Origin of the sequence: Roseateles sp. So40a, from assembly GCF_048081605.1 — a bacterium.
GTDB lineage: Bacteria > Pseudomonadota > Gammaproteobacteria > Burkholderiales > Burkholderiaceae_C > Roseateles.
On record NZ_CP182288.1, the window covers coordinates 5,222,452 to 5,248,876 of the forward strand.

Sequence of the window (26,425 nt, forward strand, 5' to 3'; positions counted from 1 at the left end):
AAGAAACGAAGCAACCCGTTAAGAATGCGTGAAGATGTGCGCTTGAATCGCGCGTCGAACTGAACCGGGAGGGGCCCCGACTCCACCCGGTCGCGTCGATGCGGCTGTCGGAAAAACCTTCGTTAGAACGTTCTTAACTTCCGTTTAAGCGAAGCGCTTCTATCATTCGGGTTCGTTTCTTTCGGAGGCCTTGCCATGTCCGCCCTCAACTATCGTCATCTGCATTACTTCTGGGTCGTCGCCAAGGAGGGCGGCTTCGCCCGGGCGGCCGACCGGTTGGGCATGGCGGTCCAGACCATCAGCGCGCAGGTGCGCGAGCTCGAGCGCTCGCTGGGCCACCAGTTGCTCAAGCCCGAGGGCCGCGGCCTGGTGCTGACCGAGGCCGGCCAAGCTGCCTTCGCCCGCGCCGAGGAGATCTTCCAGATCGGCCAGGTCGTGCCGCACGAGGTCCACGAGGCCGCCACCCAGCGCGTGCAGCGCCTGTCGGTGGGCTTGTCGGACGGACTGTCCAAGCTGGCCGCGCACGCACTGCTCGCGCCAGTGCTGGACACGCCGCAACTGCGCCTGGTCTGCCACGAGGGCGAGATGGATCAGCTGATCGGCGAGCTGGCGCTCCATCACCTGGACCTGGTGCTGACCGACCAGCCGGCGCCGGTGAATCCGACGCTGCGCATCACCAGCCAGCTGCTGGCCAGCACCTCGGTGGACTGGTACGGCCCGGCGGAGCTGGTCGAGCGCGCGCGCCGCGCGCCGAACAAGGGCTTCCCGTACGTGCTGGAGACGCTGCCCGTGCTGCTGCCCACGCGCCACGCCTCGCTGCGCGCGAGCCTGGAGCGCTGGTTCGAGCAGCACCACATCCGTCCGCAGATCGTGGGCGAGTTCGAGGACAGCGCGCTGATGAGCGTCTTCGCCGCCCGCGGCCTGGGCGTGTTCCCGGTCAGCCGCCTGGGCGCGGACGACCTCTCGATGATGGCCGGCCTGCACCTGCTGGGCCAGACCGAGGTCGTGGAGGACGTGCACGCGATCTACTCGCGCCGCGGGCAGAACCACCCGCTGGTCGCCAAGCTGATGCAGCGTCGCGGCATGCCGATGCAGATGGCGGACATCGACAGCGAATCGGAAATTGCTTCAGCAGAGTGAGGAAGATGCAGGTTTCTTCGATGTTGTGACGGCGTTAAGGTCCGCACCTCGTGCGCGCGCGAGCGCGCTTCCCGTCCAACGGCTCACTCGGATCCAGGAGAACCAGTCATGAGCGACTACCAACGACATCCGGCGTCCCCCTCGGCCTGGACGCCCGCCACCGGTCACGGCGGCGATTCGGTCTTCACCCAGCGCGCCGACGTGGCGCGCGTGCTGCGCAACACCTACGCGCTGCTGTCGATGACGCTGCTGTTCAGCGGCGCGGTCGCGGCAGCGGCGGTCGCGTACCGCCTGCCCGCCCCGGGCATGATCCTCACGCTGGTCGGCTACTTCGGCCTGCTGTTCGCGATCCACAAGACGCAGAACAGCGCCGCCTCGGTGCCGCTCGTGTTCGCGCTGACCGGCTTCATGGGCTACACGCTGGGCCCCTTGCTCAGCGCCATCCTGACGCTGCCCGGCGGCGGCAACACGATCGCGCTGGCGCTGGGCACCACCGGCGCGACCTTCCTGGTGCTGTCGGCCTACGTGCTGGCGACCAAGAAGGACTTCAGCTTCATGGGCGGCTTCCTGTTCGCCGGGATGATCATCGCGATCCTGGCGTCGCTCGCGAACCTGTTCTTCCAGCTGCCGATGCTGGCGATGGTGGTCTCGGGCGTCGTGGCGCTGCTGTCGGTGGGCATGATCCTGTTCCACACCAGCATGATCGTGAACGGCGGCGAGCGGAACTACGTGATGGCCACGGTCAGCCTGTTCGTCTCGCTGTTCAACCTGTTCACCAGCCTGCTGAGCATCTTCGGCTTCGCTGGCTCGAGCGACGACTGACGCCGCGATGAAGACCTTCCTCTGGTCCGTGACCGGGCTGCTCGCGCTGATCTGGAGCGGGCTGGCCTGGGCCGCGGCGGGGCTGGTGCGCTGGACGGTGGAGGCCCTCTCCACCGGCCGCGCGGCGGAACTGGGCAAGACCGCGGTCGAATTCAAGTTCCCCGCCTGGACCGAACCCTTCCTCGACACCGGCCTTCTGGAGGCGGTGCAGGCCCTCGTGCAGTGGTTGCTGGAAATGGCCGGCACCGGGGCGCCGATGGCGGGTACCGCGATCGGCTGGCTGGTGCCGCTGGTGTGGATCGGCTGGGCCTTGGGCCTCACCGTGCTGATCGTGATCGCGCTGGTGCTGAACTACCTGATCAAGCGCCTGCCCAGCGCGGGCACGCCGACAGCGCTCGCGCGCTGAGCGGCCCCGCCGTCAAACTCACGCTCAGCCCCCGCAGGGCTGCACGATGCCGTCCCCGTGAGGCGCGGCGCGGAACTCGGGCAGCTGCTCGACCTCGGTCGCATAGGCGATCAGCGTCGGCAGCTGCTCCGCCGGCGGCAGCAGCTCCGGCGTCAGTTCCCGCGCGAATTCCCACATCACCCCGATCGTCACGCCCGCCAGCCCGATCGCGTCGCGCTCGGCCGAGAGCGGCGCCTTGCCCATCTCCGCCTCGAGCTCGATCAGCGCCGCGCGCAGTTGGGCGCCGACGCGGTCCAGCCACGGCGCGTGCTGCTTGTCGTCGGGACGCAGCTGCTGCTCGTAGACCGCCTGCACGCTCTTGTCGGTGGCGGCCAGGGCCAGCCCCGTCAGGCGCAGCGCGCGCTTGAGCGCCGGATCGCTGGGCGGCAGCAGCGCGCGTCCGGGCGACAGCGACTGCGCGTACTGCAGGATCAGCGTCGAATCCATCAGCACCGTGCCGTCGTCGCAGACGAAGGTCGGCGCCTTCACGACCGGATTGATCCGGCTGAATTCGTCGAAGGTGCGGAACACCGACAGCGAGCGGTGCTCGAAACGCAGCCCGAGCAGCAGCATCGCGATCGCCGAGCGGCGGACGTAGGGAGAGTCGAGCATGCCGATGAGCTGCATGGCGTTTCCTTGGCGTGGGGAGGCGGTGGCGAGGCGGTGGGGCGATCAGGCGCCGGGCGGCAGCGCGACGTCGAAGCGGTAGAGGCAGCACTCGTCGCCGTGCAGCGAGCGCACCTCGCGGACGATCTCGCCGGCGGCCCGGCCGCGGATCACGCCCGGCCAGAACTGCACGGCCGGCGTGTTGGCCATCAGGTGGTAGACCTCCCAGCGACCGGGGAAACGCGCGAGCACCTCGCCCGCCGCGCGGGCGGCCAGGCCGTGGCCGCGGTAACCGCGCGCCAGGAAGAAGTAGCCCATGTTGTGGTCGGCCTCGGGATCCTCGCAGTCGCCGTCGACCACGGCGAAGCCGGCCAGTTCGTCGCCCACCGAGATCAGGAACGGGTGCACGTCCGGCTGCGCCCAGTACGGCGCCTTGGGACGCAGCAGGTAACGGCCCTCGGGCGCGAACGGGACCGGGGTCCATTCGCTGAGGTCGTAGTTGTAGAACTGCATGAGGTTCTCGATCCGCGGCAGGTCGTCGGGCGCGGCGCGCTCGATCCGCAGCGCCGGGGTGTCGGGCAGCGGCACCGGGATCGATTCGGTGAAGTCGGCGGGTTGTGTCTCCATGGCGGCTCTTCGGCTCTCGTTGGGGGTCGCGGTCCTGGGATCGGGCGGTGCGCCGGCCGCGGGGTCAGCGCGGCGGCGGGAAGTCGTCGTCGAAGGGATAGCGCACGCCGGCCAGCGCGCGGATGCGGTCCATCCAGCCCAGCACGGCCAGGGTCTCCGCGTGCGGGACGACCGGACTCTCGATCTCGCCGGCGCGCACGCAGCGCATCGTCTCGCGGATCTCGCCCTCGAAGCCGTTGATCTCGAAGGGGCGATCAAGCGTCTCCGCGTTGCCGCGCGCGGGCAGCCACTGGAGGCGCGTCGCTTCCCAGAAGGTCTCGGGCAGCACGATGGCGCCGGCATCGCCGAGGATGTGCATCGTGTTGGGCGCGAAGGTATCCACGGCGCACTGGAACTGCGACACCAGCCCATCGCCGAAGTCCAGCGTGACCGCCAGCCCCGCATCGACGCCGGTCGGCGCGAGCCGCGCCTTCACGGTCAGGTCCACCAGCGGCGGCACCTCGCCGAGCGCGTGCTGCAGCACCCAGCGGGTCGCGGTGAGGTTGTAGATGCCGACATCGAGCAGCGCGCCGCCAGCCAGCGCCGGATTGAAGATGCGGCTGTCCGGGTCGAACGGCGCCGGGAAGCAGAAGCTGGACTGCATGCCGCGCAGCGCGCCCAGGCGGCCATCGCGCAACCAGGCGGCAAGCGCCTGATAGGCCGGCAGGAAACGCGTCCACACCGCTTCCATGAGGAAGGCGCGGTGCTGGCGCGAGGCCTCGACCAGGCGCCGCCCCATCTCCTGGTTGGGCACCAGCGACTTCTCGCACAGCACGGCCTTGCCGGCCTGGAGCGCGGCCAGCACGTACTCGAAATGCTGGCCATGCGGCGTGGCGATGTAGACGCCATCGACGGCCGGATCGCTCATGACCGCGGCCGGATCGGTGTGCGCGAGCACGGCAGGCTCGCCGGGCCGGGACCATCGATCGGCAAACTGCTGCGTGCGGTGGGCGTCGCGGCCGCAGACCGCGTGCAGGCGGCAGCCCTCGAGCCGCGCGACAGCGTCGGCGAAGCGGTGCGCGATGGCGCCGGGGCCGATCAGGGCCCAGTGGAAGCTGCGGTCGGACATGGCGGCCATGCTAAACGCCCGGGTGGACGGGCGGCGGCGGGGCGATCGACGCGGGTCTCAGGGTTGTCCCGGGGCGGGTTCGCCGCAGGGGCGGACGGCGCCCGTGGCCTTCGGTTTCGGCGGCCGCATCGGCTAAGGTGACGGCCTCGCACAACCTGCCAGCGCCCGCCAACAGCCGGGCCCCGTCTCTCATGACTCCCAAGAATCCCATGAGGATCCGTCTCGTCCTGGCCGCTACCGTGGCGCTTTCCGCGAACCTCGCGACCTCCTCGACCGTCCTGGCGCAGACCGCCGCGCCCTCGGCCCAGGCCACGCCGGCGGCCGACGCCGTCAACCTGCTGCTGGCGCCGAGCACCCTGCCGCTGCAGTACCCGCCGTTCGACAAGATCCGTGATGCCGACATCGGTCCCGCGATCGACCAGGGCATGACCGAGCACCTGGCCGAGGTGGCCGCCATCGCCGGCAACACGGCGGCGCCGACCTTCGACAACACCATCGTCGCGCTGGAGCGCAGCGGCCGCACGCTGGGCCGGGCGACCACGCTGCTGATGAGCCTGACCGGCGCGGACGCCAATCCCGCGCGCCTGAAGCTGCAGGCCGATTACGCGACGAAGCTGGCCGCGCACCGCGACGCGATCCAGCTGAATCCGGTGCTGTTCGCGCGCATCGAGACGCTGTATCAGCGCCGTGCGACGCTGGGCCTGGGCGCGCAGGAGCAGCGCCTGGTCGAGCGCCAGTACAACCAGTTCCTGCGCGCGGGCGCCAAGCTCGATGACGACGGCAAGGCGCGCATGAAGGCGATCAACGCCGAGATGGCGCAGCTGGGCGCGCGCTTCAACCAGAACGTGCTGGCCGAGGTGAACGACTCGGCGGTGGTCGTGGACAGCGTGGCCGAGCTCAAGGGCCTGAGCGACGAGCAGATCTCCGCCGCCGCGGCCGCCGCCAAGGATCGCGGCCTGGAGGGCAAGTACCTGATCGCGCTGCTGAACACGACCGGACAGCCGGTGCTGTCGCAGCTCGAGAACCGCGCGCTGCGTCAGCGCATCTATGAGGCCTCCGTGGTGCGGGGCTCGCGCGGCAATGCGTACGACAACACGGCGCTGGTGTCGCGCGTGGTCACGCTGCGCGCCGAGCGCGCCAAGCTGCTGGGCTTCGCCACGCATGCGGACTTCGTGCTCAAGGACGAGACCGCCAAGAATCAGCAGGCGGTCAACGGCATGCTGCGCCAGCTGGCGCCGGCGGCGGTCGGCGCGGCGCGCCGCGAGGGCGCCGAGCTGCAGGCGATCATCGACCGCGAGCAGGCGTCGGCCAAGCAGCCGTCGTTCAAGCTGGCGGCCTGGGACTGGAGCTTCTACAGCGAGAAGCTGCGCTCGGAGAAGTACGGCTTCGACGAGTCGCAGCTCAAGCCCTACCTCGAGATGAAGAACGTGCTGGAGAACGGCGTGTTCTACGCGGCGGGCCAGCTCTACGGCCTGAAGTTCAAGGAGCGCCACGACCTGCCGGTCTACCACCCGGACGTGCTGGTCTATGACGTGTTCAACGCGGACGGATCGCAGCTGGCGATCTTCATCGCGGACATGTACGCGCGGCCGTCCAAGCGCGGCGGGGCGTGGATGAACGCGTACGTCGACCAGAGCGGTCTGCTGAACCAGAAGCCGGTGGTGGCCAATCACCTGAACATCCCCAAGCCGGCGGACGGCAAGCCGACGCTGCTGACCTGGGACGAGGTCACGACGATGTTCCATGAGTTCGGGCATGCGCTGCACGGCATGTTCTCGAACGTGAAGTACCCGAGCATGGCCGGCACGAAGGTGCCGCGCGACTTCGTGGAGTACCCGTCGCAGGTCAACGAGATGTGGGCGGACTGGCCGAGCGTGCTGGCCAACTACGCGAAGCACTACAAGACGGGCGAGCCGATGCCGCGCGCGCTGCTGGACAAGGTGCTGGCGGCCAAGCAGTTCAACCAGGGCTTCGCGACGACGGAGTACCTGAGCGCGGCGAGCCTGGACCAGCGCTGGCATCAGCTGCCGCTGGACCAGATCCCGGCGGCGGATGGCGTGATGGCCTTCGAGGCCAAGGCGCTGCGCGAGGAGGGCTACGACTATGACGCGGTGCCGCCGCGTTATCGCACGCCCTACTTCAGCCACATCATGGGCGGATACGCGGCGGGGTATTACGCCTACGTGTGGTCGGAGGTGCTGGACGCCAACACGGTGCAGTGGTTCAAGGCCAATGGCGGTCTGAAGCGCGAGCTGGGGGATGCGTTCCGCGCGAAGCTGCTGTCGCAGGGTGGCAGCCAGGACGCGCTGACGCTGTTCCGCGGGGTGGTGGGTCACGAGCCGCAGATCCAGCCGCTGCTGGAGCGCCGCGGGCTGGTGATCGAGAAGACCCGCACGGCGGGCAAGCCGCAGGCGTCGACGCCACAGTAATTCGGGGGAGAGGGACCCGCCCGAAGGTGGGTCTTCAACCGAAGTTGATCAATGGGCGCCCATCGAGGCGCCCCGCGTCATTTCAGAACCGTCACCCGCCCGCCTTCTCCGCCTCCGGCGTTTCCTCCACCCCCTGCTGCGCAATCAACCGCTGCATCAGGGCGAAGAACCGGTCGTAGAACTGGCCGGCCGGGATGGTCTCTGAAGCGACCTTCACCAGCGATTCCGATGTCGACGACAAGGGCACCGAGATCGATCCGATCGCGCTCACCCCCAGGCTCGTCGAATTCGCGCTGCGCTTGACGTTGTAGCGGTCCTGCAGCGCCGACACGTACGCCGTCGCCAGCTTCCCGCCGCCACCCTCCGGCACGCACACGATCGTGAAGCTGATCTCCACATGAACCTCGCCCTCCGGCTGGAAGCGCTTCGTGCCCGAGATCGAGTCCGGCAAGGCCGCGTTGATCACGTAACCCTGGCTCAGCAACGCGCGTCGCGCCGCCTCGCAGGTGTCCTGCACGCTCGCGTCGAACAGCCGCGAGAAAGTCTCGTCGGACGCGAAACGCTCGCTCTGATACACGGAGTTCTTGTGGGCGGGCGCACCGCCGAAGCTGCCGCAGCCCGCCATCAGCGTCGCCGCCATGGCGGCGGCGAGTACCACCCGCATCGGGCGTCGGGCAGCGGAGCAATCGGGGAAGAGGCGTCGGATCATCGTGTCGTCGGGCCGAGGTCGGCCAGCGACGGATTATCCGTGCCCTCAGTTCCGGGAACTTAGGGGCCGCTGAGCCGCCGGGGCGCTCAATGCGCCGCCTGGGCGTCCAGCAGCGTTTCCCATTCGCCGTCGATGCACACCATCAGCCGGGACGCTCGTCCCGGGCATCGATGCCAGTGCTCGCTCGCCGCGGACAGCAGCGCCGGCCAGTAGGGACGATCCCCATCGCATCGGCTGCGCGGGATCACCAGCGCCAATTCGTCCTGCGCCGCCAGGCCATCGGTGTCCAGATAGGACAGCCGCGCCCGCACGACCACCGTCAGCGGTGTCGACAGCAGGAGTTCGGCATTCACACGTTCCAGGGTTTCCATGAGCGGCATCCTAGGCAGGGGCCGTTCCCGGTGGTGTGAGGTCCCCCCGCGCCCGCGTGTAGGACAACACCTCATTCCCGCCACGGGGCACGCCATCTCCGCTTGTCCTACAAAACATCGCGGACGCGGACGACAGGCCGGACTGTTCGGCATACGTAGAGTCAATTCCAGCGCACCACGGGGTGCACAAGGAGCTGACAGATGGGCATCGCTGACCACCATTCCCTCGCATTGCACGTTCATGACATCGCCTGCCAGGTCCAGTGGACCGCGGTCGGCGACCAGGACTCGGTGCTGGGTCTGGAAGCGGCACTGCCTTATCTGCTGGACCACGCCCCCGCCACGTTCGCCGAGCCGGCCCCTGCCGTCGTGTCGACAGACCGTCACGCCGCGTGAGTCCGAGCCTTTTCATCAATCGAAGGAGATCAACATGATGATTCGAGCCACCGTTCTCGCCCTGGCCACCGCTGTGGGCGCTCTCACCCTGCTGCCGGGCTGCGCCGTGACGCGCGGTCAATCCTCGGTCGGCGAGTACGTCGACGACGCGGCCGTCACCACCGCGGTGAAGTCCAAGTTCGTCGAGGCCAAGACCGTGGACGCCAGCTCCATTCACGTGGAGACGCTGCAAGGCGAGGTGATGCTGACCGGCTTCGCCAAGAACGCCACCGAGAAGTCCGATGCCGAACGTCTGGCCCGCGAGGTCAAGGGCGTGAAGCGCGTGAAGAACGAGATCGCCATCCGCAACTGATGCGCGATTGACCGAACGCCCGGCGGCGGACTGACCCACCGCTGCCGGGCGTCCGCGCGAACGGACGGGGTGCCCCTGCATCTCGTCCGTTCGCGCGCACCCGCTTGTGGGTCCCGAGCCGTACCCGAGCCTTGTCATGGAAGTCCCGCCCGCCAGCGCCGCTCTCACCTGCTTCCTCGTCGAGGACAACGCCGTGATCCGGGAGAACCTGGTCGCGACGCTCGAGGAGATGCTGGACATGCGCGTGCTCGGCCACGCGGTGGACGAGAACGGCGCCATCCACTGGATGTCCGAATCCCACCCGGGCTGCGACCTGGTCATCATCGACCTCTTCCTGGCGCAGGGCACGGGCCTGAACGTGCTGAGGGCCGCCGGCGAGCGCATGCCCGCGGCGCGGCGGGTCGTGCTCAGCAACTACGCCACGCCCGACATGCGCCAGCGCTGCCTGGCGCTGGGCGCCGACAAGGTGTTCGACAAGTCCGCCGAGCTTGAGGACCTGCTGGCCTACTGCGGCGGTCTTGCCGATTCGGCCCAACGCGATGCGACTACTCGATCAGCCCGTTCTTGAGGGCGTAATAGGTCAGCTCGCTGTTGGTGTTCAGCGCGAGTTTCTCCAGCACCCGCGACCGGTAGGTGGACACCGTCTTCACGCTCAGCGACATGCCGTCGGCGATGTGACCGACGGTCTCGCCGCGCGCCAGCCGCAGGAAGACCTGCAGTTCGCGCTCGGACAGCGTCTCGTGCGGCGCCTGGTCCACCGGCGCGCCCAGGCCCTCGGCCAGCAACTCGGCCACGGCGGGCGTGATGTACTTGCGGCCGCGGAAGACGGTGCGGATCGCCGTGGCGATCTCCTCGGGGTCGCATTCCTTGTTGAGGTAGCCGCTGGCGCCCTGGCGCAGCAGCGTGGTCGCGTAGTGCGTCTCGGGGAAGCCGCTGAGGATCAGCACCGGCAGTTCCGGCTTGCGGGCCTTGATCGCGGCGAGCGTCTCGACGCCGCTCTGGTCGGGCAGCGACAGATCCATCAGCATCACGTCGACGTCGCCGGCGCGGACCAGGTCGAGGGCCTCGCGCCCGGAGCTGGCTTCGCCGCTGACGCGCAGATCGACCTGCTCGGAAAGAAATTGCCGAAGTCCGGCACGGACAATCGCGTGGTCGTCGACGATGGCGATTCGAATCATGGTGGCGATGGTCAAGTGAGCGAAATCGCTCGGGGAGTGTAGAGGATGAGCCTGAAGGACACCGTCACGAACCTGGGTCGCAAGACCTGGGCGATGCCGCTCGGCGTATTCGTGGCCCTGCTGATGATCCTGATCAGCGAACTGGCCTACTTCGGCGCGGTGTCGCAAATGGACCGCCTGGACACGCTGGGACGGGCCCGGATGGAGCTCCTCCGGTTGATGGCCCGCGTGACCGACGCGGAGTCAGGGCAACGGGGATACCTGATCACCCGCCGCCCCGAATACCTGGATCCCTACCGCTTCGCCGCCGAGGACGCCTCGCAGGGCCTGGACGCGCTGGAACGCATGTATGCCCAGGTCAACGCGCCGGACGCCCAGCGCCGCAGCAAGGAGATCGCCACGGCCGTCAGCGCCAAGCTCAGCGAGCTGCAGGAAGTGCTCAAGCTCTACGAAGGCGGCCGCGAGTCCGCCGGGCGCGAGCTCATGATGACCGACATCGGCCGCGACCAGATGGAGCAGATCCGGCGCCGCTCGGCCGAGCTGCTGGCCGATGAGAACCGCCGCATCGCGCTGGGCACCGGCCAGGTCTACGACACGCTGATGCTCAGCCGCATCGGCGTGGCCGGGATGACGCTGCTCAGCCTGATCGTGTTCATGCTGTTCGTGCGCAAGAGCCGCGCGCTGGATGAGCAGCGTTTCGAGCAGGCCCAGGAAGTGCGCGCCGAGCGCGACCGGCTCGAGGTCGAGGTGGCGCGGCGCACGGCCGAGCTGACCCAGCTCGCGCGCCACCTGCAGACCGCGCGCGAGGACGAGCGCGCGCGCCTGGCTCGCGACCTGCACGATGAGCTCGGCGCGCTGCTGACGGCGGCCAAGCTCGACGTCGCGCGGTTGCGTCCCAAGCTGCAGGCGGAGGCGCCGGACCTGATGCAGCGGCTGAATCACCTGACCGAGACGCTCAACAGCGGCATCGCGCTCAAGCGCCGCATCATCGAGGACCTGCGCCCGTCCACGCTGGACCAGCTCGGCCTCGTGCCGGCGCTGGAGATCCTGTGCCGGGAGAGTTCGGAACGCCTGGGCGTGCCGATCCGCGTGACGCTGGATCCCGCGGTGGAGCTGGTGCCGAGCGCGCAGCTGACCGCCTTCCGGCTCGTCCAGGAGGCCCTGACCAACATGGCCAAGTACGCGCAGGCCACCGAGGTCAGCGTGTCGCTGGAGCGCGAGTACGCGCAGGCCATGGTCACCGTGACCGACAACGGCCAGGGTTTCGATCCCGAGCGGCTGGCGCTGGGCTCGCACGGCCTGCTGGGCATGCGATTCCGCGTCGAGGCGGAACGCGGCCAGCTGCGGCTGCGCAGCGCGCCGGGACAGGGCACGGAGGTGCGGGCCTGGCTGCCGCTCAAGCGCGAGGCGCGCGATGAGGCGGAGATCCCCCGGATCGACTTCCCGATACCGGGGCACCCCGGCCAGACCGGCCCGACTGGCGGCGGTGCGCCGCCGGTGGGCGGAGGGCTCTGAGCCGAGGCGCCGGAGCGTCGCCATCACGCGCGCGGCGGGGCTGTAGGCCGGCTCCTACGACCGGCCGGGACTGCGTGGGACCCCCGCTTCCGGTGCCCGCCGACCCGGCCCGCGAGGGGGCTTGTCTAGAGTGGCTGCATGGATCCGCGGACCACCGCGGAATGTCCGCGACACCGCGATTTCCCTCGAAAGGAGCCTCGCCATGAAGCACGCTTCCCGTACCTCCCAACTCGCCCTCCTGCTGCCCGCCGTGGTGGCCGCCGTCGCCCTGACCGCCTGCGGTCGCGAGGATGATGGCCGCACCGCCGGCCAGCGCCTCGATGACGGCATCTCCAAGATGGAGCAGAAGTCCGAGGCCGCCAAGCAGGACACCCGTCAAGCCATGGACAACATGGGCCAGAAGATGGAACGCTCGGCCGACAAGGCGGGCGCGGCCATCGATGACGCGCAGATCACCACCTCCATCAAGACCGCGCTGGCCGGCGACCCCAAGCTGAGCGCGCTGGATGTGAAGGTCGACACCGACCATGGCCACGTGACGCTGGACGGCACCGCGCCGGACTTGGCGGCGCGTGACCGCGCGGGCTCGATGGCGCTGGCCGCCAAGGGCGTGCAGTCGGTCAACAACCGCATCAAGGTCAACGGCTGATCTCCTCCTCTGCAGCCGTCTGACCGGGGCCCCGGCCCGCGTCCTCGCGACGCGGTGCCGGGGCTTTCTGTCGTATTCGTGTCGATTCGTGAACCCGGGTGTCGGTGCTTAACGGCGCTGTCACGCACGGGCCCTAGCGTGCCGCCTGTCCCGAGGCGCCGCGAGGGCGGCGCCGGATCTCGAGCCACGAAAGAACGACATGAAGAAGACAAGCGCCCGTTGCACCGCGACCCTGCGTCACCTGGCCATTCCGTTGATGACCCTGAGCGCTGCCGCCGCGCTCACCGCCTGCGGCAGCGACGACGAAGCCACCCCCGCGATCCAGTCGCGCCTGGTGGACGCGCCGGTGGAAGGCGTGAGCTTCACGCTCGCGCCCAGCGGCACCAAGGGCAAGACGGCCGCGGACGGCCTCTTCATGTGCGCCAGCGGCGACACCGTGAGCTTCACCGTCGGCGGTGTCGCGCTGGGCAGCGCCAAGTGCGGCGAGACCATCGCCATCGGCGACCTGTCGGGCACGACCACGCTGACCGATGACAAGCTCGCCAACCGGCTCGTGTTCCTGCAGGCGCTGGACGAGGACGACGATCCGACCAACGGCATCAAGATCACGGCCGCGGTCCATGACGCCTTCGCCGGCAAGTCGCTGGACTTCGCCGCGGCGGCCGCCGACTTCGACAAGGCCTTCGCCGCGCTGCTGCCCGCGGGCCAGAACGACGTCTACGGCCAGGCCTACGCGGCCCGCGCGATGAGCGCCAACCGCCGCGCCGCCGCCGTCGAGCATTACGAATCGACGCTCGCCACGCTGCTGGGCAAGAGCGAGACGAGCACCGCCACGCAGACGACCGCCGGCGGCGCGGTGGCGATCACCAAGTTCCAGATCAAGGCCGCGGACAACCAGTTCGTGCCTTACGAGGGCAGCAACGCCGACGCGAAGAAGGACTTCCCCAAGGGCTTCTACCCGGCCGTGGGCTCGGGCCTGGTGTTCAAGGGCAAGAACACCGCCGGCGAACTCGAGTTCTGGGGCATCACCGACCGCGGCCCCAACGGCGACAGCCCCAGCGCGCCGCGTCCGGACAACGGCGCGGTCGTCACGACCAAGATGTTCCCGGCGCCGAGCTTCGCGCCGTCGATCGGCGTGATCACGCTGGGCAAGAACGGCGCGGTGATCTCCGCGCTCAATCCGCTGAAGAACCCCAACGGCTCGGCCGTGTCGGGCCGTCCGCTGCCCTTCGGCTCGATCGGCAGCAGCGCCGAGGTGCCGCTGTCGGACACGCTGAAGTACGACGCCACCAAGGGCGCCTTTGACGCCAACGGCCTGGACAGCGAGACGCTGGTCTATGACCAGGCCAACAAGGCCTTCTGGACCTCGGACGAGTACGGCCCCTTCATCGTCAAGATCGACGCGGCGACCTTCCAGATCGCCAAGCGCTACGCGCCGGGCACCACGGCGGGTTCGCTGCCCGAGGTGCTGAAGCACCGCCGCGCCAATCGCGGCATGGAAGGCCTGGCGATGGACACCGGCAGCGGCAAGCTGCACGGCTTCCTGCAAAGCCCGATCGATCCGGTGGACACCGCCGGCAAGAGCATCGAGGTCGTCGACAGCGCCGACATGGACCAGGATGGCAAGAACACGGACAAGGTCAAGGTGCGTGACTTCGCGCAGTTCGCGCGCTGGATCGAGTTCGATCCCAAGACCGAGACGTCCAAGCTCTACGCCTATCCGCTGAGCTACCCGCTGGCGGCCAAGAGCGAGAAGTGGGACCGCAACCGCACCGGCAGCGCCAAGCTGGGCGATCTGGTGTCGCTGGGCAACGGCAAGTTCATCGTCATCGAGCAGGGCGCCGACGCCAATGGCGTGGTGCGCAACTTCCTGATGCTGGTGGAAGTGCCGGCCACGGCCACCGACATCGCCGCCATCGGCATCGAACTGGAGAAGAACAGCATCGACGGCGTGACCGCGTCGTCGGTGACCTGGGCCAACGTGGTGAAGCTCAAGAAGACGGTGTTGCTGGACCTCAACGCCGCGGGCTGGAAGGCCGAGAAGGCCGAGGGCCTGGCGATCGTCGACGCCAACACGCTGGCGCTGATCAACGACAACGACTTCGGTCTGAAGACCACGCTGGTCGATGCCAAGGGCAAGCTCGTCGCCGGCGATCCGACCGAGTGCACGGTCGACGTCAACGGCGTGATCGCGCAGGACGGCACTTGCGCGTCGGGTGCGAGCTCGGTGCGGGTGACGCGTGGCAACGAGGTGGATCGCCTCACGCACCTGTGGCTGTTCAAGTTCCCGAAGGCGCTCGCTTCTTTCAGCGCGCAGTGACCGGAAAGCCCGGGAGGGCTTTCCCGGCTGAGCTCCACTGACGAGGCGCGCGGTTCTGTCGTTCAGACCGCGCGCCGCTTTGGAGATCACATGCTGTCTGTTCGTTCCTTCATTCCCCATACCACCGCGCCGAACGGGGACCTCTACGCCGAGGTCAGCCGCCCGGGCAACACGCCGCCCGAAAGCGGTGTGGGTGGCGCGCCTGCTGAGAGCCCGTATAGCCCGTATTCCACGCTGAACGACCATCTCCACCGCGCGCCGCAGGACGTCTACGGCATGGACTCCGCTTCCAGCCGAACGGATCTGGCCCTGGCGTTGGGCGGGAAACAACGGCCGCTTCCTCCCACGCCGCCGCTGGACTACGAGGACGTCGGCCCGAGGTCCCCACGGTTCAGGACGCCGACGTCGGATTACGAGCAGGTCGACCTGCCCAGGGACACGCGCTGCTTCGGACAAGCGCCCGCCAACCACCCGCTGCCGCAACGGCCGGTCGCCTCGCCGGACCTCGAGTGCATCTATTCGACGCCGGAGTTGCCCGGGCCGCTCCGCGACAAGACACCACCACCGCTGCCGGCCAAGCCGTCCAAGCCTGGCGTGTATTTCGAGCTGGAGCTTCAGGTCCAGACCGGCAAGACGCCACCGTCGCCGCCGGCCAAGCCGCCCAGGACCTTCGTCCATGACCAGCTGCAGCGCCCGGTTCGGCCGAGGACGCCCCCGCCGCCTCCGCCGCAGCACCTGAAGCCAGGCCGGACACAAGGCGCCACCGTGTCGCCTGTCGCTGGCGGTGACGAGAAGAAGACCCGGTTCCATTCCGTCAACAGCGAGCTGACCGCGTTCCTGGCGAAGCGGCGCGTCGATTGACGCTTCCGCCTCGCGCACGGCAGGCGGCGCGCGGCTCACCGTTACGGACTAGCATGGCCCCATCCCATTCGATGGAGCGACGACCATGTACGACAAGATCCTGGTTCCCGTCGACGGCAGCCCCACCTCCAACGCCGGTCTGGCGGAGGCGGTGCGGTTGGCCAGGCTCAGCGGCGGCGAGATCCGGCTGCTGCACGCGCTGGACCTGCAGGCCTTCGCGATGATGTCCAGTGCCGGACTCGGCATCACCGCCGACAACTTCGAGCAGATCCGCGCCGGCGGGAAGAAGGTGCTCGACGATGCGTCGGCCAGCGTCAGCGCCGTCGGCATCCGTGTGTCCACGCAGCTCAGCGAGAGCCTGTCCTCTCGCATCAGCGACCTCGTGACCGAGGAGTGCAAGGCCTGGGGCGGACAGGTCATCGTGCTGGGCACGCATGGCCGACGCGGTCTGTCGCGCGCGCTGCTGGGCAGTGACGCCGAACTCATCGTGCGATACGCCGAGGTGCCGGTGCTGCTGGTGCGGGGACCGAAGGCCGATTGAACGGCCGGAGCAGGCGCGGCGCTGATTCCCCCGAGCGGTGTTGACCGGAAAGCCGGATCGTCCGGTCCGCGTGGTCCTTCACTGAGCGACGCGCGGCCGATGTCGGCCGCGCGTCTCTTTGTCTCGAGGAACCACGCATGACCATCGGCAGCATTCCCCATTACCTGGCATCCAACGGGGCCATTTACACGGCTGTCCAGAAGCCGGGCCAGGACGAGCGTGACGACCACCTCCATGAGCGCGCAGCGTCGGAGGGCTCAGCCATCCACGGTCTCGCTTCGGCGAGCGGCGCCGTTGGCAAAGCGTCGGAATCCGCCTACGAGGACGTCGAGCTGCAAGGCGCATCCGCGGGACTCGGCGACTATGAAACCGTCGGCGTGGCGGAGCGGCCGCTCAGCATGAGAGCCCATCAGGACCAAGCCATGAAAGACTTCCTGACGTCGTCGGTGGCACGGGCCTGGGCCAATCCGAACGACGGCAAGCGCGGCGTGCATCTTGAGCAGTTCACCAAGGACCTGATCAAGGCGTTCTGCGCCGACTATCCCGCTGGACCCGCGAAGTTCATTGCCCCGGCCTTCGCCTACGGGGCCGGCAAGGCCTGCCATCAGGCGGTGTGGCTCGCCGAAGGCGCGCGGCATCGCGAGATGTTCAAGAGCCTGCAACTGGACGCTGCCGAGGCCAACCGCACATCGGGCGTCCACAAGGATGTCGCGCAGATGCTCGTGCTGAACGAGGCGCTCAAGAGCGCCTTCGTTGAACTTCCCCAGGCGGTGCAGGACAAGTGGCTCAAGCGCGCGACGGCCGGCAACGTGGCGGACTGCGGCGGAAGGATGCGTCTGGACGAGCGCGGCCAGGGCCATCCTGGCGACATGACCTTGTCCGTGCTGCTGAGCGTCGCGAACGAGGCACGACGCCAGTCCTCCGGGTCCTGAGAGGGCGCGCCGACCCCGTCGGACCGGGCGCAGGCTGGACGGATAGACGGGTCTTCCCGAGGTGTCGTCCGGCACCTCGCGCCAGCGATCGGCTGACGGAGAATCCGCGGCAGCAAGAACTCATCGCTGTCGAGCATGACCCGTCACCTCCTCGCCCGCACCGCCGCGGCCGCGCTCGTCGCGGCCGTTTCCATGAGCGCCGCCACCGTGGCCGGCGCGCAGACCGCCGTGCCCACGACCGGCGCCGGCCCGGCCGCCGGCGCCACGCCGGAACAGCCGCTGGACCAGCTGCCCTACACGCCCAGCCTGGACACCGCCGCGATGGACCGCAGCGTCGATCCCTGCGAGGACCTCTACCAGTACGCCTGCGGCGGCTGGATGGCGGCCAATCCGATCCCGCCTGACCAGGCGCGGTGGTCGGTCTACGCCAAGATGGCCAACGAGAACCAGCGCTACCTGTGGGGCATCCTGGACAAGCTCGCCGCCGCCGATCCGTCGCGCAGCGCCAACCAGGCGCGCATGGGCGACTACTTCGCCGCGTGCATGGACGAATCGGCCGCCGACCGCCACGCGCTGGCGCCGCTGCGCCCGCTGCTCTCGCGCATCGACGCGCTCAAGGACCGCCGCGAGCTGCCCGGCCTGCTGGCCGCGCTGCACCTGGCGACCAACAACGAGCGGGTGCTGTTCCACTTCAGCTCGGGCCAGGACATGGCCGACTCGACGCGCGTGATCGCGTTCGCCTACGCCGGTGGCCTGAGCCTGCCCGACCGCGAGTACTACTTCAAGAACGACGCCAAATCGAAGACGCTGCGCGACCAGTTCGTGGCCCACATCGCGCGCAGCTTCGAGCTGCTTGGCGACACGCCCGAAGCGGCGCGCGTGCAGGCCAGGCAGGTGATGGCCTTCGAGACCGCCTTGGCGCGGGCCTCGCTGAGCCGCGTCGACAAGCGCGATCCCTACAAGGGCTTCCATCCGATGAAGGCCGCGCAGCTGCAGGCGCTGACGCCCGGCTTCGACTGGACCGCGTACCAGCGCGCGCTGGGCCTGGACCCGCAGGCCGCCTACAACGTCACCGAGCCGGCGTTCTTCAAGGCGATGTCGCGCGAGCTGCGCCAGCGCGATCTGGCGCAGCTGCGCAACTACCTGCGCTGGCAGCTCGTCAGCAGCCAGGCGCCGACGCTGTCCGGCGCGGTGGTGCAGGCCAACTTCGATTTCTTCGGCCAGACGCTGCAAGGCGTGCCGCAGCTCAAGGCGCGCTGGAAGCGCTGCGTGGAGCTCGTGGACGCGCAGCTCGGCGAGGCGCTGGGTCAGGAATTCGTCAACCGCAACTTCAGCCCCGACCTGAAGGACAAGACGCTGACGATGACCCGGCAGATCGAGGACGCGATGGCCGCGCGTATCCAGTCGCTGGCCTGGATGAGCGACGCCACGAAGCAGCGCGCCGTCGAGAAGCTGCATGCGATCGTCAACAAGGTCGGGTATCCGGACCGCTGGCGCGATTACGGCGCGCTGGCCGTGACGCGTGACGACTTCGCGGGCAACGTGATGCGCGGCAACGCGTTCGAGCTCAAGCGTCAGCTGGCCAAGATCGGCCAGCCGCTGGATCGCGGCGAATGGGGCATGACGCCGCAGACGGTCAACGCGTATTACGACGCGCAGATGAACGACATCAACTTCCCGGCCGGGGTGCTGCAGCCGCCGCTGTTCGATCCGAAGATGGACGACGCGCCCAACTACGGCAACACCGGCGGGACGATCGGCCATGAGCTGATCCACGGCTTCGACGACGAGGGCCGGCAGTTCGATGCCAAGGGCAACCTGCGCGACTGGTGGACGAAGAAGGACGGCCAGGCCTTCGAGCAGCGCGCCGCCTGCGTGACCCGGCAGTACGCGAAGTACGTCGTGGTCGACGACATCCGCATCAACAGCAAGCTGACGCTGGGCGAGGACCTCGCCGACCTGGGCGGCCTGGTGCTGGCGCACGCGGCGTGGAAGGCGCAGATCGCGGACATGAAGCCGCAGCCCGCGGACCGCGATGGCCTGACGCCGGAGCAGCGCTTCTTCATCGGCTTCGCGCAGTGGGACTGCAGCCATGCGCGCCCCGAATACGCGCGCGTGCACGCGCTGACGGACCCGCATTCGCCGGGCAAGTACCGGATCAACGGCGTGGCCGTGAACATGCCGGAATTCGAACAGGCCTTCCGCTGCAAGCCCGGCCAGAAGATGGTCAAGCCGGACGTGGAGCGCTGCCGGATCTGGTGAGCGGAACCCCGGCGGACCCGTCGGAACTGAGGGCGGGCTCGACATCGCGGATGTCGGGCTTGCCCTCAACTTCCCGATGGACGCCATGTTCAGATTGCCCGCTCACCCTACCCACGTCCTCCCGCAGCCCGAAGGTCCCGAGCTGATCGAGGGCGGTCGTGCCGACCGAGACGCATCCCCGTACGCGAATCTCGAAGCGTCCGCCTACCGGCCTGATTCCAAGTCCGAGCTCAAGCCCAGGCCCCCGATCCCGCCCAAGCCAGGCGTCAAGCAGCTGATCTACGTCGAGGTGGGACCGAATAAGGACGCCAAGCAGCAGGCAGCTTCGAGAACCCCGCCGGAAGAGCAGGTGATCTACTCGTCCGTCGATCCCGACAGGACGGCCAATTACAGGGGGCCCGCGACCTTCGAGGAGCTCGCTGCGTTCCAGGAGTGCGCTGCGTACGAGGAGCCGCCCGCCGACAGGCCCCCCCCAACCCCCTGCCGGGGGCGCTCACCGTCTCCTCAGCCGCAGGTCAGGCTGGACGGCAGCACAACGGAAGCGGCAATGGACGCAGCAGCAGCGAGCGCCGTGTCCGTGTCCGAGACCGAGACTGAGTCCATCATCCCGACCCGGGTGCCCGACGAAGCCAAGCGCGCGCTTGAACGCACCGTGAGCACCATGATCCAGGACCTGGCCCGGTCTCGACCCGCGGGGCCGCTCAAGGTCTTCAAGTCCGAGGACAGCTATGGCGCTCGCCGCGCGATGCGTGAGTTCACGCAGGCGCTCGACGGCGACGGCTTCAAGAAGCAGATGCTCGAGTACGAGCGGCTGTTCCCGCGGCCGGCCCACGCCTTGCCGGGCGCACGCCAGGCGGCGACGGAGGAACTGGCGGCGATGGCGGCCATGGACGCGCTCCATCATCTTTCCAGCCGACAACGCGAGACGCTCAATCGCCACGTGACGCAGACCGGCGGCCTGCATGGCCTGACGGCGATGCTGGAGAAGAACCGTGGGAAAGCGTTGGCGAGAAGCACCTGCAAGGGATTGCGGATGGCGTTCGAGGAGTTCCTGACAGACGCTTCCGTCAATGATGCGTGAATGACACGCCCGCTCCTTGCTTCATGGGAGCGTGCCCACCGGTTCTGGTAGGTCATCGCCTCACGGATCCATCGATGAGCCAGTGATTCACCGCGAGTCGCGCGCTGTTCTTGCGCTTGGGCAAGAAGCTCGGCGACTCCCCCCATCCGCCTCAGCGTTCGCTGGGGCGGCTTCGTAGAGTGGGCCTCCCTTCCACCGCCGAATCCCGGACGGAGTGCCTCGATGGATCGTTCCCCTTACCCGATCAACGCGCCGACCTACCTGCGTCTGCGCGACCAGATCCGCACCGACATCGAAGGCGGATGCTGGCGGCTCGGACAGCATCTGACGCTGCATGAGCTGAGCGCGCATTACAACGTGAGCAATGTTCCGGTGCGCGAGGCGCTGCTGCAGTTGCAGGGTGACGGCATGGTGGACATGCGGATGAACAAGGGCGCCGTGGTCCGTGCCGTCGATGCGCGATTCATCGAGGAGTTCTTCGACATCCGCGAGGCGCTGCAGACCTTGCTGATCGTGCGGGCCTGTCGCCCGGCCGGTACGGGCCTGACGGTGTCACCCGTCCCGGCGCGCGTGCATGGCCTGCTGGCGGCGGCCGAGGACGCCGCGCGCGAGGTCCGCGTGGGCGAGCTGCTCGCCGCGGATGAGGCGCTGCAGGACGAGCTGGGCCGGCTGGGTGGCAACGATCAGGCGCATCGCCTCCAGGCTTCGCGCGGGCGGCTGCTGGAGGCCTTCCGGCGCGCGCGGCTCGAGCTGTGGGCCGCGGAGCTCGAGGTCCTGCCCGTGCAGGGCCGGGCGATGCTGGAGGCGATCACGCATGCTGATCCCGCTACCGGCATCGAGGCGGTGCGGCGCCACGTGGCCGCATCGCGGACCTACATGCTGCGGCTGCTCAAGCAGCCCGAGGTGTTGCCGCGGCAGGCGGGGCAGCAGACGCCGCGGTAGGCGCAGCGGTCGAGCATCCGGCGCCGGGAGCCCCTCGCCCGCGCAGCGGGAGAGGGGTTGGGGTGAGGGCTCGTGTGCGTGCACGGACTCTTCCCAGAGTTCTCACAGCGGCAACGCGCTGGCCTTCAGGCAGCGCAGGACGAAGCTGGACTTGCTGTGGCGCACGCCGGGGATCTTGTAGAGCTTCTCCCGCAGCAGCCGCTCGTAGTCGCGGGTGTCGCGCACCGACAGGCGCAGCACGTAGTCGTAGTCGCCCGAGACGAGGTAGGCGTCGAGGACCTCGGGGATGGCCTGCAGATGGCGCGCGAACTCGGCCATCGCGGCATCGGTGTGCTTGTTCAGCGTGAGCTGCACGATCAGCTGCTCCGGGCGTCCGACCTTCTCGGCGTTCACCTGGACGGTGTAGCCCTCGATCACGCCGGATTCCTCCAGCCGCTTGATGCGCGTCCAGCACGGCGAGGTCGTCAGGCCGACCTCGTCGCTGATCTCCTGGAGGCTGGCGCGCGCATTGCGCTGCAGGGCGCGAAGGATGGCGCGGTCGAACTTATCGAGCTTGATTTCCTGTTCCATGGCGATTCAGAAGCAAGATTTGCTGTGAAGGCGATTCTAGGAGGCAAGAACGGCAGCCTTTTCGGCGGCGGGCTCGGGATACTGGATGGCATGAATGCAATGAGCGAAGCCGTCGCCGTGCGCGCCCACGAAGCCGCACCGGTCACGCATCCCCTGCCGCGCAATGGCGCGCAAACGCTGTTGGACACGCTGGTCGCCTGCGGGGTGGACACCGTGTTCGGTTATCCCGGTGGCGCGGTGCTGCCGCTGTACGACGCGCTGCATGGCGAGCCGCGCCTGCGTCATGTGCTGGTCCGGCACGAGCAGGCGGCGGTGCACGCCGCGGAGGGCTACGCGCGCAGCACCGGCCGGCTGGGTGTGGTGCTGGTGACCTCGGGACCCGGCATGAGCAACACGACGACGGGGCTGCTCGACGCGTTGTGCGATTCGGTGCCGGTGCTGTGCATCAGCGGCCAAGTGAACAGCGCCGCCATCGGCACCGACGCGTTCCAGGAATGCGACGCGCTGGGCATCTCGCGCCCGGTGACGAAATGGAACGCGCAGTTGCGCCCCGGCGGCGATGTCGCGGCAACTGTCCGTCAGGCGGTGGACATCGCCCTGGGCGGCCGGCCGGGGCCGGTGCTGCTGGACGTGCCGAAGGACGTGCAGCTCGCGTGCGTGTCGCCCGCGCCGGGCGGCCGACCGCGGACGCGCGTCGGCGCAGCGGAGATGCCCGTGGTGGAGGCCGCTGCGATCGAGCAGGCGGCGGACTGGATCGCCGCGGCGCGTCGGCCGGTGTTCTACGGCGGGGGTGGCCTGATCAACGCGGGCGAGGCGGCCTGCGCGGAGTTCGCCGCATCGGTGGCGCTGGCCGGCGCGCCGTGCACGCTGACGCTGATGGGACTGGGCGCGCTGCCGGCGTCGTCGCCGTGTTGGCTGGGGATGCTGGGCATGCACGGCACGCTGGAGGCCAACCTGGCGATGCATCACGCTGATCTGATCGTCTGCATCGGCGCGCGTTTCGACGATCGGGTGACGGGTCGGCTGGACCAGTTCGCGCCTGGCGCTCGGGTGATCCATCTGGACATCGACCCGGGCTCGATCGACAAGGTGCGTCGCGCCGACCTGGCTCTGCGTGGCGACGCACGGGCGCTGCTGCCTCGACTGCGGCGCGCGCTGGCGCGTCGGGCCCTGCCGGTGGAACGGCTGGCGGCGTGGTGGTCGCGGATCGACGGATGGCGGGCGCAGCGTTCGCTGGATTTCGAGGACACGGCTGAAGTCATCGCGCCGCAGGCGCTGATGCGGCGGCTGGGCGCGCAACTGGCGGGCCGCGACGCGATCGTGTCAACGGACGTGGGCCAGCATCAGATGTGGGCGGCGCAGCATCTGGACTTCGAGCGTCCGCGGCGCTGGTTGACCTCGGGCGGCGCGGGGACGATGGGGTATGGCCTGCCGGCGGCGATCGGCGCGCAGGTGGCGCATCCGGGCAGGCTGGTCGTGTGCGTCAGCGGCGACGCGTCGATCCTGATGAACCTGCAGGAGATGGCGACGGCGCGACAGCACCGCGCGGCGGTGAAGGTCGTGCTGTGCAACAACGGCCACATGGGGATGGTGCGGCAGTGGCAGGAGCTGCATCACGGCGAGCGCTACAGCCACAGCTACAACGCCTGCATGCCGGACTTCGTCGCGGTGGCGCGGGGATTCGGCTGGAGCGCGGCGCGGGTGGCGCGCCGCGAGGACCTGGACGCCGCGCTGGCTGAATGCCTGGCCAGCGAGGGGCCGTACTTCCTGGACGTGGCCGTCGCGCCGGCGCAGAACTGCTTCCCGATGATCCCGGCGGGCCGGGGGCATCAGGAGGTGATGCTCAGTATCCGATCGGCATCACCACCAGCTTCAGGTCGCTGGTCAACGCGATGACGATGCCGCCGTCGGCGCTGACCATCAGTTGACGCGGCTGCAGGGTCTGGCCGGTGTCTGCGGCCCGGAAGGCCTGAAGCAGCGTGCCCGAGGCGCTGTGCACCCAGAAGTCAGCGCTCGAGGCGGCATTGGCGACGCCGCAAATCACCCGCCCATCCGCGGTGACCTCGACGTTGTTGATGCCGGAGGCGCCGCCTGCCAACGTGCCGATGAAGGCGCCCGTCGAGGCGTCGCTGACGCTGCAGAAGTGACCGGCGTCCCCGCCGTTGGACGCGGCGCCGTAGACGCGGCTGCCGTCTGCCGAGAACGCCACGTCGTTGGCGCCACCGCGATTGCGGTCCACGATGGCGGTCGACACGCCGGGCTCCAGGTAACCGCCCTGGACGTCGCTGGCATCCACCTGCGTCAGCAGGGCCGTCAACGAGGCGGCGTTGCGACCATCCAGGCTCGCCGCCAGGACGTCGACGCGGCCGCCGACCAGCGGTCCGGTGGTGCCGTCGTCGTTCACCACGCGCGTGGACGCGCCAGCGAAGAGCACCTCCTTGCCCGCGACCCGGCTGAAGGCGAGACTCGTCGGCCGGCTGGTGCCGACCGGCGCGAGGCGCGTGAGCACGCTCAGGTCGGGCAGGCGCAGCACGGTGACGGTGCCGGTGGACCTGTCCAGCAGCGCGAGCTTGCTGCCGTCCGAGGACACCGCCATCGCGCCCAGCGCGGCGCCCGACACCGAGAACGTGCCGACCGGCGCGCCGGTGTGGACGTTGGTGATGTTCCCGACGGACGTGCCGCCGTGCACATAGATCCACGGCCGGATCGGGTCCGCGGCGAGGCCTCGGAACTGACCGCTCAGCGAGTGCGGGATGTTGGAGGTGCCGCCTTTCCAGATCGCCACGCGGATGGTGGCGGGCGCGACGCCCGTGTCCGTCGAGCTGACCGTGACGTTGGCATAGCTCACGGCGTTGGACGCCAGCGTCGCGGGATTGGCGGTCAGCGTCAGCGTGTTGCCCGACACCGCGGTCGTGAGCCAGGGCACATCGGCGCTGGCGCTCCAGCTGGCCGATCCGCCGTAGCTCGTGGAGATCGTCACCGAGCGGCTGAGCACCTGGCCCATCGATGTGCTCGACAGTCCGAGGCCCCAGCGCGAGGGCAGCAGCTTTCGGGCGTCGGCGTTCACCGTGACCGGCAGGGGGGTGGTCCGCGTCTCACCGTTGACCGTGGCGGTGATGGTGGCGGTGCTCGTGGCCGTGCCGGGCGTGGCCGAGGTGCCGCTGGGCGAGAACTGCAGCGTGGTGCCGCTGCCGTTGACCGAACCGGCGGGCACGGCGACCGAGGCCGGCAGGCCGGTGACTGCGTAGGGCCAGCTGTTGGTGCCGGTGTCCAGCGCGAGCGTCGTCGAGCCTGTCAGCGGCGAGCGCCCCAGCGCGCCGCCCAGCGTGATCGACGACACGCCCGGGGTCAGCGTGGCCGGCGTGAGGTTCAACGTCACCGGGAGCGAGGCGTCCACGGCGCCGGGTGAGGTCAGGCGGACCTTCGCGGTGTAGGTGCCCGAGGCCATCCGCGTGGTGTACGGATCGGGCTTGAGCGCGATATCCGCGGGCGACACGCCGCTGGTCGGCGTGACCGACATCCAGGGCTGATCGGCGGACGCCGACCAGGCGCTGCCCGGCAGGCCTTCCAGGCTCAGGTTCACGGTCTGGGCCGGGATCGGGGCGCCGTTGATGACGTTGAACACGGCGTTGCCGTTGGAGAACGTGAACGCGGGCGGTTGCACGTCCACGGTGATGAGCTGCGACGAGGTGCTGTCGTCGCTGGTCTTGAACCCGATCTGCGCGGCGTACTTGCCGGGCGCGAGCTTGGCCGTGTCGAAGCGCAGTTGCGTGCTGATGTTGCCGGTGCCCGAGGCGGGCGTGACGGTGATCCAGCTGGACAGCGGCGTCGCCGACCAGGTGGTGCCGGCGGGCAGGTTGCCGGTCACGGTGACGACCGGCGATGACGCGCCCTGGCGCACGGTGACGATGCTCGTCGACGCGCTCGTGGAGATCGGGCGCGGATTGATGCGGATGTCGTAGGGCAGCATCACCGGCGAGCCGGGGAACTGCGAGCTGCAACTGGTGTCGCGGCACAGGCGCACCTCGAAGCTGCCGGTATAGCGGCCGGCCTTGATCGACGTGCTGGTGTAGAGGTAGGCGGTGAAGCCGCCGCTGGAGGAGAACGGACCGATCTCGACGCGGCCGTTGAGGATGCCCTTGTCGTCGATGACGACGGCGTAGACGGCGCCGGAGAACGCATTGGGGTCCAGCACCTTGCCCGACACCGAGATGCCGACGGATTGTCCGTAGGTGATGTCGGACTCGCCGATGCCGCCCAGGGCCCGGATCGGCGAGAGGCTGACGGTGGGACGCGAGGCGTCCGGTGTATCGCCGCCTCCGCCGCCGCAGCCCGTCAACGCGGCCGCGGCGAACAGCGCGCAGCCCAGCAGCGCGGACAGCCGTCCGCGCGCGATTCGAATCGTCATGAGAACCTCCCTGACGACGACCCGTCCACGCGGGCCGTCGATGTGTCGACTCCCGTCCTCGAGGGAGCGGCCAGCATCAAGGCCGGCGGGCGGATTCTGCCTGCGCCGGGCGGTGCCCGAGATGAAAGGGCGTCATCCGCCCGGCGCAACGCGGACGGAAA

Annotated in this window: 25 protein-coding genes; 17 read left to right on the plus strand and 8 right to left on the minus strand. The window is 69.1% G+C overall.

Annotated elements, in window-relative coordinates; genetic code table 11:
• Nucleotides 1–195 precede the first annotated feature (195 nt).
• The 3 genes from ACNI65_RS23845 to ACNI65_RS23855 all read left to right on the plus strand — a co-directional run bounded on the left by ACNI65_RS23845 (nt 196) and on the right by ACNI65_RS23855 (nt 2,368).
• Nucleotides 196–1,140, plus strand: coding sequence for a LysR family transcriptional regulator (locus ACNI65_RS23845; RefSeq protein WP_416759895.1), 945 nt, complete (start codon nt 196–198; stop codon nt 1,138–1,140).
• A gap of 108 nt (nt 1,141–1,248) precedes the next feature.
• Nucleotides 1,249–1,962 carry a Bax inhibitor-1/YccA family protein gene (locus tag ACNI65_RS23850; RefSeq protein ID WP_416759897.1) on the plus strand — a complete coding sequence of 238 codons (714 nt, stop codon included), beginning with the start codon at nt 1,249–1,251 and terminating at the stop codon, nt 1,960–1,962.
• 7 nt (nt 1,963–1,969) lie between these two features.
• The gene (locus ACNI65_RS23855; RefSeq protein WP_416759898.1) at nt 1,970–2,368 is read left to right on the plus strand and encodes a hypothetical protein; all 399 of its coding nucleotides are present in this window, start codon (nt 1,970–1,972) and stop codon (nt 2,366–2,368) included.
• A 24-nt stretch (nt 2,369–2,392) separates the two neighbouring features.
• Here the strand turns inward: ACNI65_RS23855 and ACNI65_RS23860 are convergent, their stop codons facing one another.
• The 3 genes from ACNI65_RS23860 to ACNI65_RS23870 all read right to left on the minus strand — a co-directional run bounded on the left by ACNI65_RS23860 (nt 2,393) and on the right by ACNI65_RS23870 (nt 4,757).
• Nucleotides 2,393–3,034, minus strand: a complete 642-nt coding sequence (locus ACNI65_RS23860) for a glutathione S-transferase family protein (protein WP_416759899.1) — start codon at nt 3,032–3,034, stop codon at nt 2,393–2,395.
• 45 nt (nt 3,035–3,079) lie between these two features.
• Nucleotides 3,080–3,640, minus strand: coding sequence for a GNAT family N-acetyltransferase (locus ACNI65_RS23865; protein WP_416759900.1), 561 nt, complete (start codon nt 3,638–3,640; stop codon nt 3,080–3,082).
• Between the two features lie 64 nt (nt 3,641–3,704).
• The gene (locus ACNI65_RS23870; RefSeq protein WP_416759901.1) at nt 3,705–4,757 is read right to left on the minus strand and encodes a Gfo/Idh/MocA family protein; all 1,053 of its coding nucleotides are present in this window, start codon (nt 4,755–4,757) and stop codon (nt 3,705–3,707) included.
• A gap of 200 nt (nt 4,758–4,957) precedes the next feature.
• Here ACNI65_RS23870 and ACNI65_RS23875 point away from each other — a divergent pair, with 200 nt between their 5' ends.
• Nucleotides 4,958–7,177, plus strand: coding sequence for a M3 family metallopeptidase (locus tag ACNI65_RS23875; protein WP_416759902.1), 2,220 nt, complete (start codon nt 4,958–4,960; stop codon nt 7,175–7,177).
• A gap of 91 nt (nt 7,178–7,268) precedes the next feature.
• On the opposite strand, the gene ACNI65_RS23880 is transcribed toward ACNI65_RS23875, so the two are convergent.
• Nucleotides 7,269–7,886, minus strand: coding sequence for a DUF2242 domain-containing protein (locus ACNI65_RS23880; protein ID WP_416759904.1), 618 nt, complete (start codon nt 7,884–7,886; stop codon nt 7,269–7,271).
• An 86-nt stretch (nt 7,887–7,972) separates the two neighbouring features.
• Nucleotides 7,973–8,257 carry a hypothetical protein gene (locus tag ACNI65_RS23885; RefSeq protein ID WP_416759905.1) on the minus strand — a complete coding sequence of 95 codons (285 nt, stop codon included), beginning with the start codon at nt 8,255–8,257 and terminating at the stop codon, nt 7,973–7,975.
• A 201-nt stretch (nt 8,258–8,458) separates the two neighbouring features.
• Between ACNI65_RS23885 and ACNI65_RS23890 the strand changes: the two genes are divergently transcribed.
• The 3 genes from ACNI65_RS23890 (at nt 8,459) to ACNI65_RS23900 (ending at nt 9,573) form a co-directional block, all read left to right on the plus strand.
• Nucleotides 8,459–8,653, plus strand: coding sequence for a hypothetical protein (locus tag ACNI65_RS23890; protein ID WP_416759906.1), 195 nt, complete (start codon nt 8,459–8,461; stop codon nt 8,651–8,653).
• A gap of 37 nt (nt 8,654–8,690) precedes the next feature.
• Complete coding sequence (locus tag ACNI65_RS23895) at nt 8,691–9,005, plus strand: BON domain-containing protein (protein WP_416763694.1); 315 nt, start codon at nt 8,691–8,693, stop codon at nt 9,003–9,005.
• Nucleotides 9,006–9,141: 136 nt separating this feature from the next.
• Entirely contained in the window at nt 9,142–9,573 is a 432-nt protein-coding gene (locus ACNI65_RS23900) for a response regulator (protein ID WP_416759907.1), read from the plus strand.
• Here ACNI65_RS23900 and ACNI65_RS23905 read toward each other — a convergent pair.
• The gene (locus ACNI65_RS23905; protein ID WP_416759908.1) at nt 9,551–10,183 is read right to left on the minus strand and encodes a response regulator; all 633 of its coding nucleotides are present in this window, start codon (nt 10,181–10,183) and stop codon (nt 9,551–9,553) included. The genes ACNI65_RS23900 and ACNI65_RS23905 overlap by 23 nt on opposite strands.
• Before the next feature lie 45 nt (nt 10,184–10,228).
• Between ACNI65_RS23905 and ACNI65_RS23910 the strand changes: the two genes are divergently transcribed.
• From ACNI65_RS23910 to ACNI65_RS23950, 9 genes are all read left to right on the plus strand, one after another.
• Nucleotides 10,229–11,698 (plus strand): CHASE3 domain-containing protein, encoded by a 1,470-nt coding sequence (locus ACNI65_RS23910; protein ID WP_416759909.1) that lies wholly within the window; start codon nt 10,229–10,231, stop codon nt 11,696–11,698.
• A gap of 202 nt (nt 11,699–11,900) precedes the next feature.
• Complete coding sequence (locus ACNI65_RS23915; protein ID WP_416759910.1) at nt 11,901–12,347, plus strand: BON domain-containing protein; 447 nt, start codon at nt 11,901–11,903, stop codon at nt 12,345–12,347.
• A gap of 199 nt (nt 12,348–12,546) precedes the next feature.
• A complete protein-coding gene (locus tag ACNI65_RS23920) occupies nt 12,547–14,667 on the plus strand; it encodes an esterase-like activity of phytase family protein (RefSeq protein ID WP_416759911.1) in 2,121 nt (706 codons plus the stop codon).
• Between the two features lie 90 nt (nt 14,668–14,757).
• On the plus strand, nt 14,758–15,528 hold the full coding sequence (locus ACNI65_RS23925; protein WP_416759912.1) for a hypothetical protein: 771 nt from the start codon (nt 14,758–14,760) through the stop codon (nt 15,526–15,528).
• Between the two features lie 85 nt (nt 15,529–15,613).
• Complete coding sequence (locus tag ACNI65_RS23930; protein ID WP_416759913.1) at nt 15,614–16,069, plus strand: universal stress protein; 456 nt, start codon at nt 15,614–15,616, stop codon at nt 16,067–16,069.
• Between the two features lie 137 nt (nt 16,070–16,206).
• Nucleotides 16,207–17,001, plus strand: coding sequence for a hypothetical protein (locus ACNI65_RS23935; RefSeq protein WP_416759914.1), 795 nt, complete (start codon nt 16,207–16,209; stop codon nt 16,999–17,001).
• A gap of 135 nt (nt 17,002–17,136) precedes the next feature.
• A complete protein-coding gene (locus ACNI65_RS23940; protein ID WP_416759915.1) occupies nt 17,137–19,263 on the plus strand; it encodes a M13 family metallopeptidase in 2,127 nt (708 codons plus the stop codon).
• 76 nt (nt 19,264–19,339) lie between these two features.
• Complete coding sequence (locus ACNI65_RS23945; RefSeq protein WP_416759916.1) at nt 19,340–20,344, plus strand: hypothetical protein; 1,005 nt, start codon at nt 19,340–19,342, stop codon at nt 20,342–20,344.
• A gap of 222 nt (nt 20,345–20,566) precedes the next feature.
• Nucleotides 20,567–21,286 carry a GntR family transcriptional regulator gene (locus ACNI65_RS23950; RefSeq protein ID WP_416759917.1) on the plus strand — a complete coding sequence of 240 codons (720 nt, stop codon included), beginning with the start codon at nt 20,567–20,569 and terminating at the stop codon, nt 21,284–21,286.
• 102 nt (nt 21,287–21,388) lie between these two features.
• On the opposite strand, the gene ACNI65_RS23955 is transcribed toward ACNI65_RS23950, so the two are convergent.
• Nucleotides 21,389–21,844 carry an Lrp/AsnC family transcriptional regulator gene (locus ACNI65_RS23955; RefSeq protein WP_416763695.1) on the minus strand — a complete coding sequence of 152 codons (456 nt, stop codon included), beginning with the start codon at nt 21,842–21,844 and terminating at the stop codon, nt 21,389–21,391.
• A 111-nt stretch (nt 21,845–21,955) separates the two neighbouring features.
• Between ACNI65_RS23955 and ilvB the strand changes: the two genes are divergently transcribed.
• Nucleotides 21,956–23,752, plus strand: coding sequence for a biosynthetic-type acetolactate synthase large subunit (gene ilvB / locus ACNI65_RS23960; protein ID WP_416759919.1), 1,797 nt, complete (start codon nt 21,956–21,958; stop codon nt 23,750–23,752).
• Here ilvB and ACNI65_RS23965 read toward each other — a convergent pair.
• Nucleotides 23,700–26,264: a BACON domain-containing protein gene (locus ACNI65_RS23965; protein WP_416759920.1), complete on the minus strand. Its 2,565-nt coding sequence runs from the start codon at nt 26,262–26,264 to the stop codon at nt 23,700–23,702. The two genes, ilvB and ACNI65_RS23965, sit on opposite strands and share 53 nt — an antisense overlap.
• Nucleotides 26,265–26,425: the final 161 nt, after the last annotated feature.

Coding starts and splice junctions, on each gene's coding strand:
- ACNI65_RS23845 (WP_416759895.1), top strand. CDS start 196: ATGTCCGCCCTCAACTATCGTCATCTGCATTACTTCTGGGTCGTCGCC.
- ACNI65_RS23850 (WP_416759897.1), top strand. CDS start 1,249: ATGAGCGACTACCAACGACATCCGGCGTCCCCCTCGGCCTGGACGCCC.
- ACNI65_RS23855 (WP_416759898.1), top strand. CDS start 1,970: ATGAAGACCTTCCTCTGGTCCGTGACCGGGCTGCTCGCGCTGATCTGG.
- ACNI65_RS23860 (WP_416759899.1), bottom strand. CDS start 3,034: ATGCAGCTCATCGGCATGCTCGACTCTCCCTACGTCCGCCGCTCGGCG.
- ACNI65_RS23865 (WP_416759900.1), bottom strand. CDS start 3,640: ATGGAGACACAACCCGCCGACTTCACCGAATCGATCCCGGTGCCGCTG.
- ACNI65_RS23870 (WP_416759901.1), bottom strand. CDS start 4,757: ATGGCCGCCATGTCCGACCGCAGCTTCCACTGGGCCCTGATCGGCCCC.
- ACNI65_RS23875 (WP_416759902.1), top strand. CDS start 4,958: ATGAGGATCCGTCTCGTCCTGGCCGCTACCGTGGCGCTTTCCGCGAAC.
- ACNI65_RS23880 (WP_416759904.1), bottom strand. CDS start 7,886: ATGATCCGACGCCTCTTCCCCGATTGCTCCGCTGCCCGACGCCCGATG.
- ACNI65_RS23885 (WP_416759905.1), bottom strand. CDS start 8,257: ATGGAAACCCTGGAACGTGTGAATGCCGAACTCCTGCTGTCGACACCG.
- ACNI65_RS23890 (WP_416759906.1), top strand. CDS start 8,459: ATGGGCATCGCTGACCACCATTCCCTCGCATTGCACGTTCATGACATC.
- ACNI65_RS23895 (WP_416763694.1), top strand. CDS start 8,691: ATGATTCGAGCCACCGTTCTCGCCCTGGCCACCGCTGTGGGCGCTCTC.
- ACNI65_RS23900 (WP_416759907.1), top strand. CDS start 9,142: ATGGAAGTCCCGCCCGCCAGCGCCGCTCTCACCTGCTTCCTCGTCGAG.
- ACNI65_RS23905 (WP_416759908.1), bottom strand. CDS start 10,183: ATGATTCGAATCGCCATCGTCGACGACCACGCGATTGTCCGTGCCGGA.
- ACNI65_RS23910 (WP_416759909.1), top strand. CDS start 10,229: ATGAGCCTGAAGGACACCGTCACGAACCTGGGTCGCAAGACCTGGGCG.
- ACNI65_RS23915 (WP_416759910.1), top strand. CDS start 11,901: ATGAAGCACGCTTCCCGTACCTCCCAACTCGCCCTCCTGCTGCCCGCC.
- ACNI65_RS23920 (WP_416759911.1), top strand. CDS start 12,547: ATGAAGAAGACAAGCGCCCGTTGCACCGCGACCCTGCGTCACCTGGCC.
- ACNI65_RS23925 (WP_416759912.1), top strand. CDS start 14,758: ATGCTGTCTGTTCGTTCCTTCATTCCCCATACCACCGCGCCGAACGGG.
- ACNI65_RS23930 (WP_416759913.1), top strand. CDS start 15,614: ATGTACGACAAGATCCTGGTTCCCGTCGACGGCAGCCCCACCTCCAAC.
- ACNI65_RS23935 (WP_416759914.1), top strand. CDS start 16,207: ATGACCATCGGCAGCATTCCCCATTACCTGGCATCCAACGGGGCCATT.
- ACNI65_RS23940 (WP_416759915.1), top strand. CDS start 17,137: ATGACCCGTCACCTCCTCGCCCGCACCGCCGCGGCCGCGCTCGTCGCG.
- ACNI65_RS23945 (WP_416759916.1), top strand. CDS start 19,340: ATGGACGCCATGTTCAGATTGCCCGCTCACCCTACCCACGTCCTCCCG.
- ACNI65_RS23950 (WP_416759917.1), top strand. CDS start 20,567: ATGGATCGTTCCCCTTACCCGATCAACGCGCCGACCTACCTGCGTCTG.
- ilvB (WP_416759919.1), top strand. CDS start 21,956: ATGAGCGAAGCCGTCGCCGTGCGCGCCCACGAAGCCGCACCGGTCACG.
- ACNI65_RS23965 (WP_416759920.1), bottom strand. CDS start 26,264: ATGACGATTCGAATCGCGCGCGGACGGCTGTCCGCGCTGCTGGGCTGC.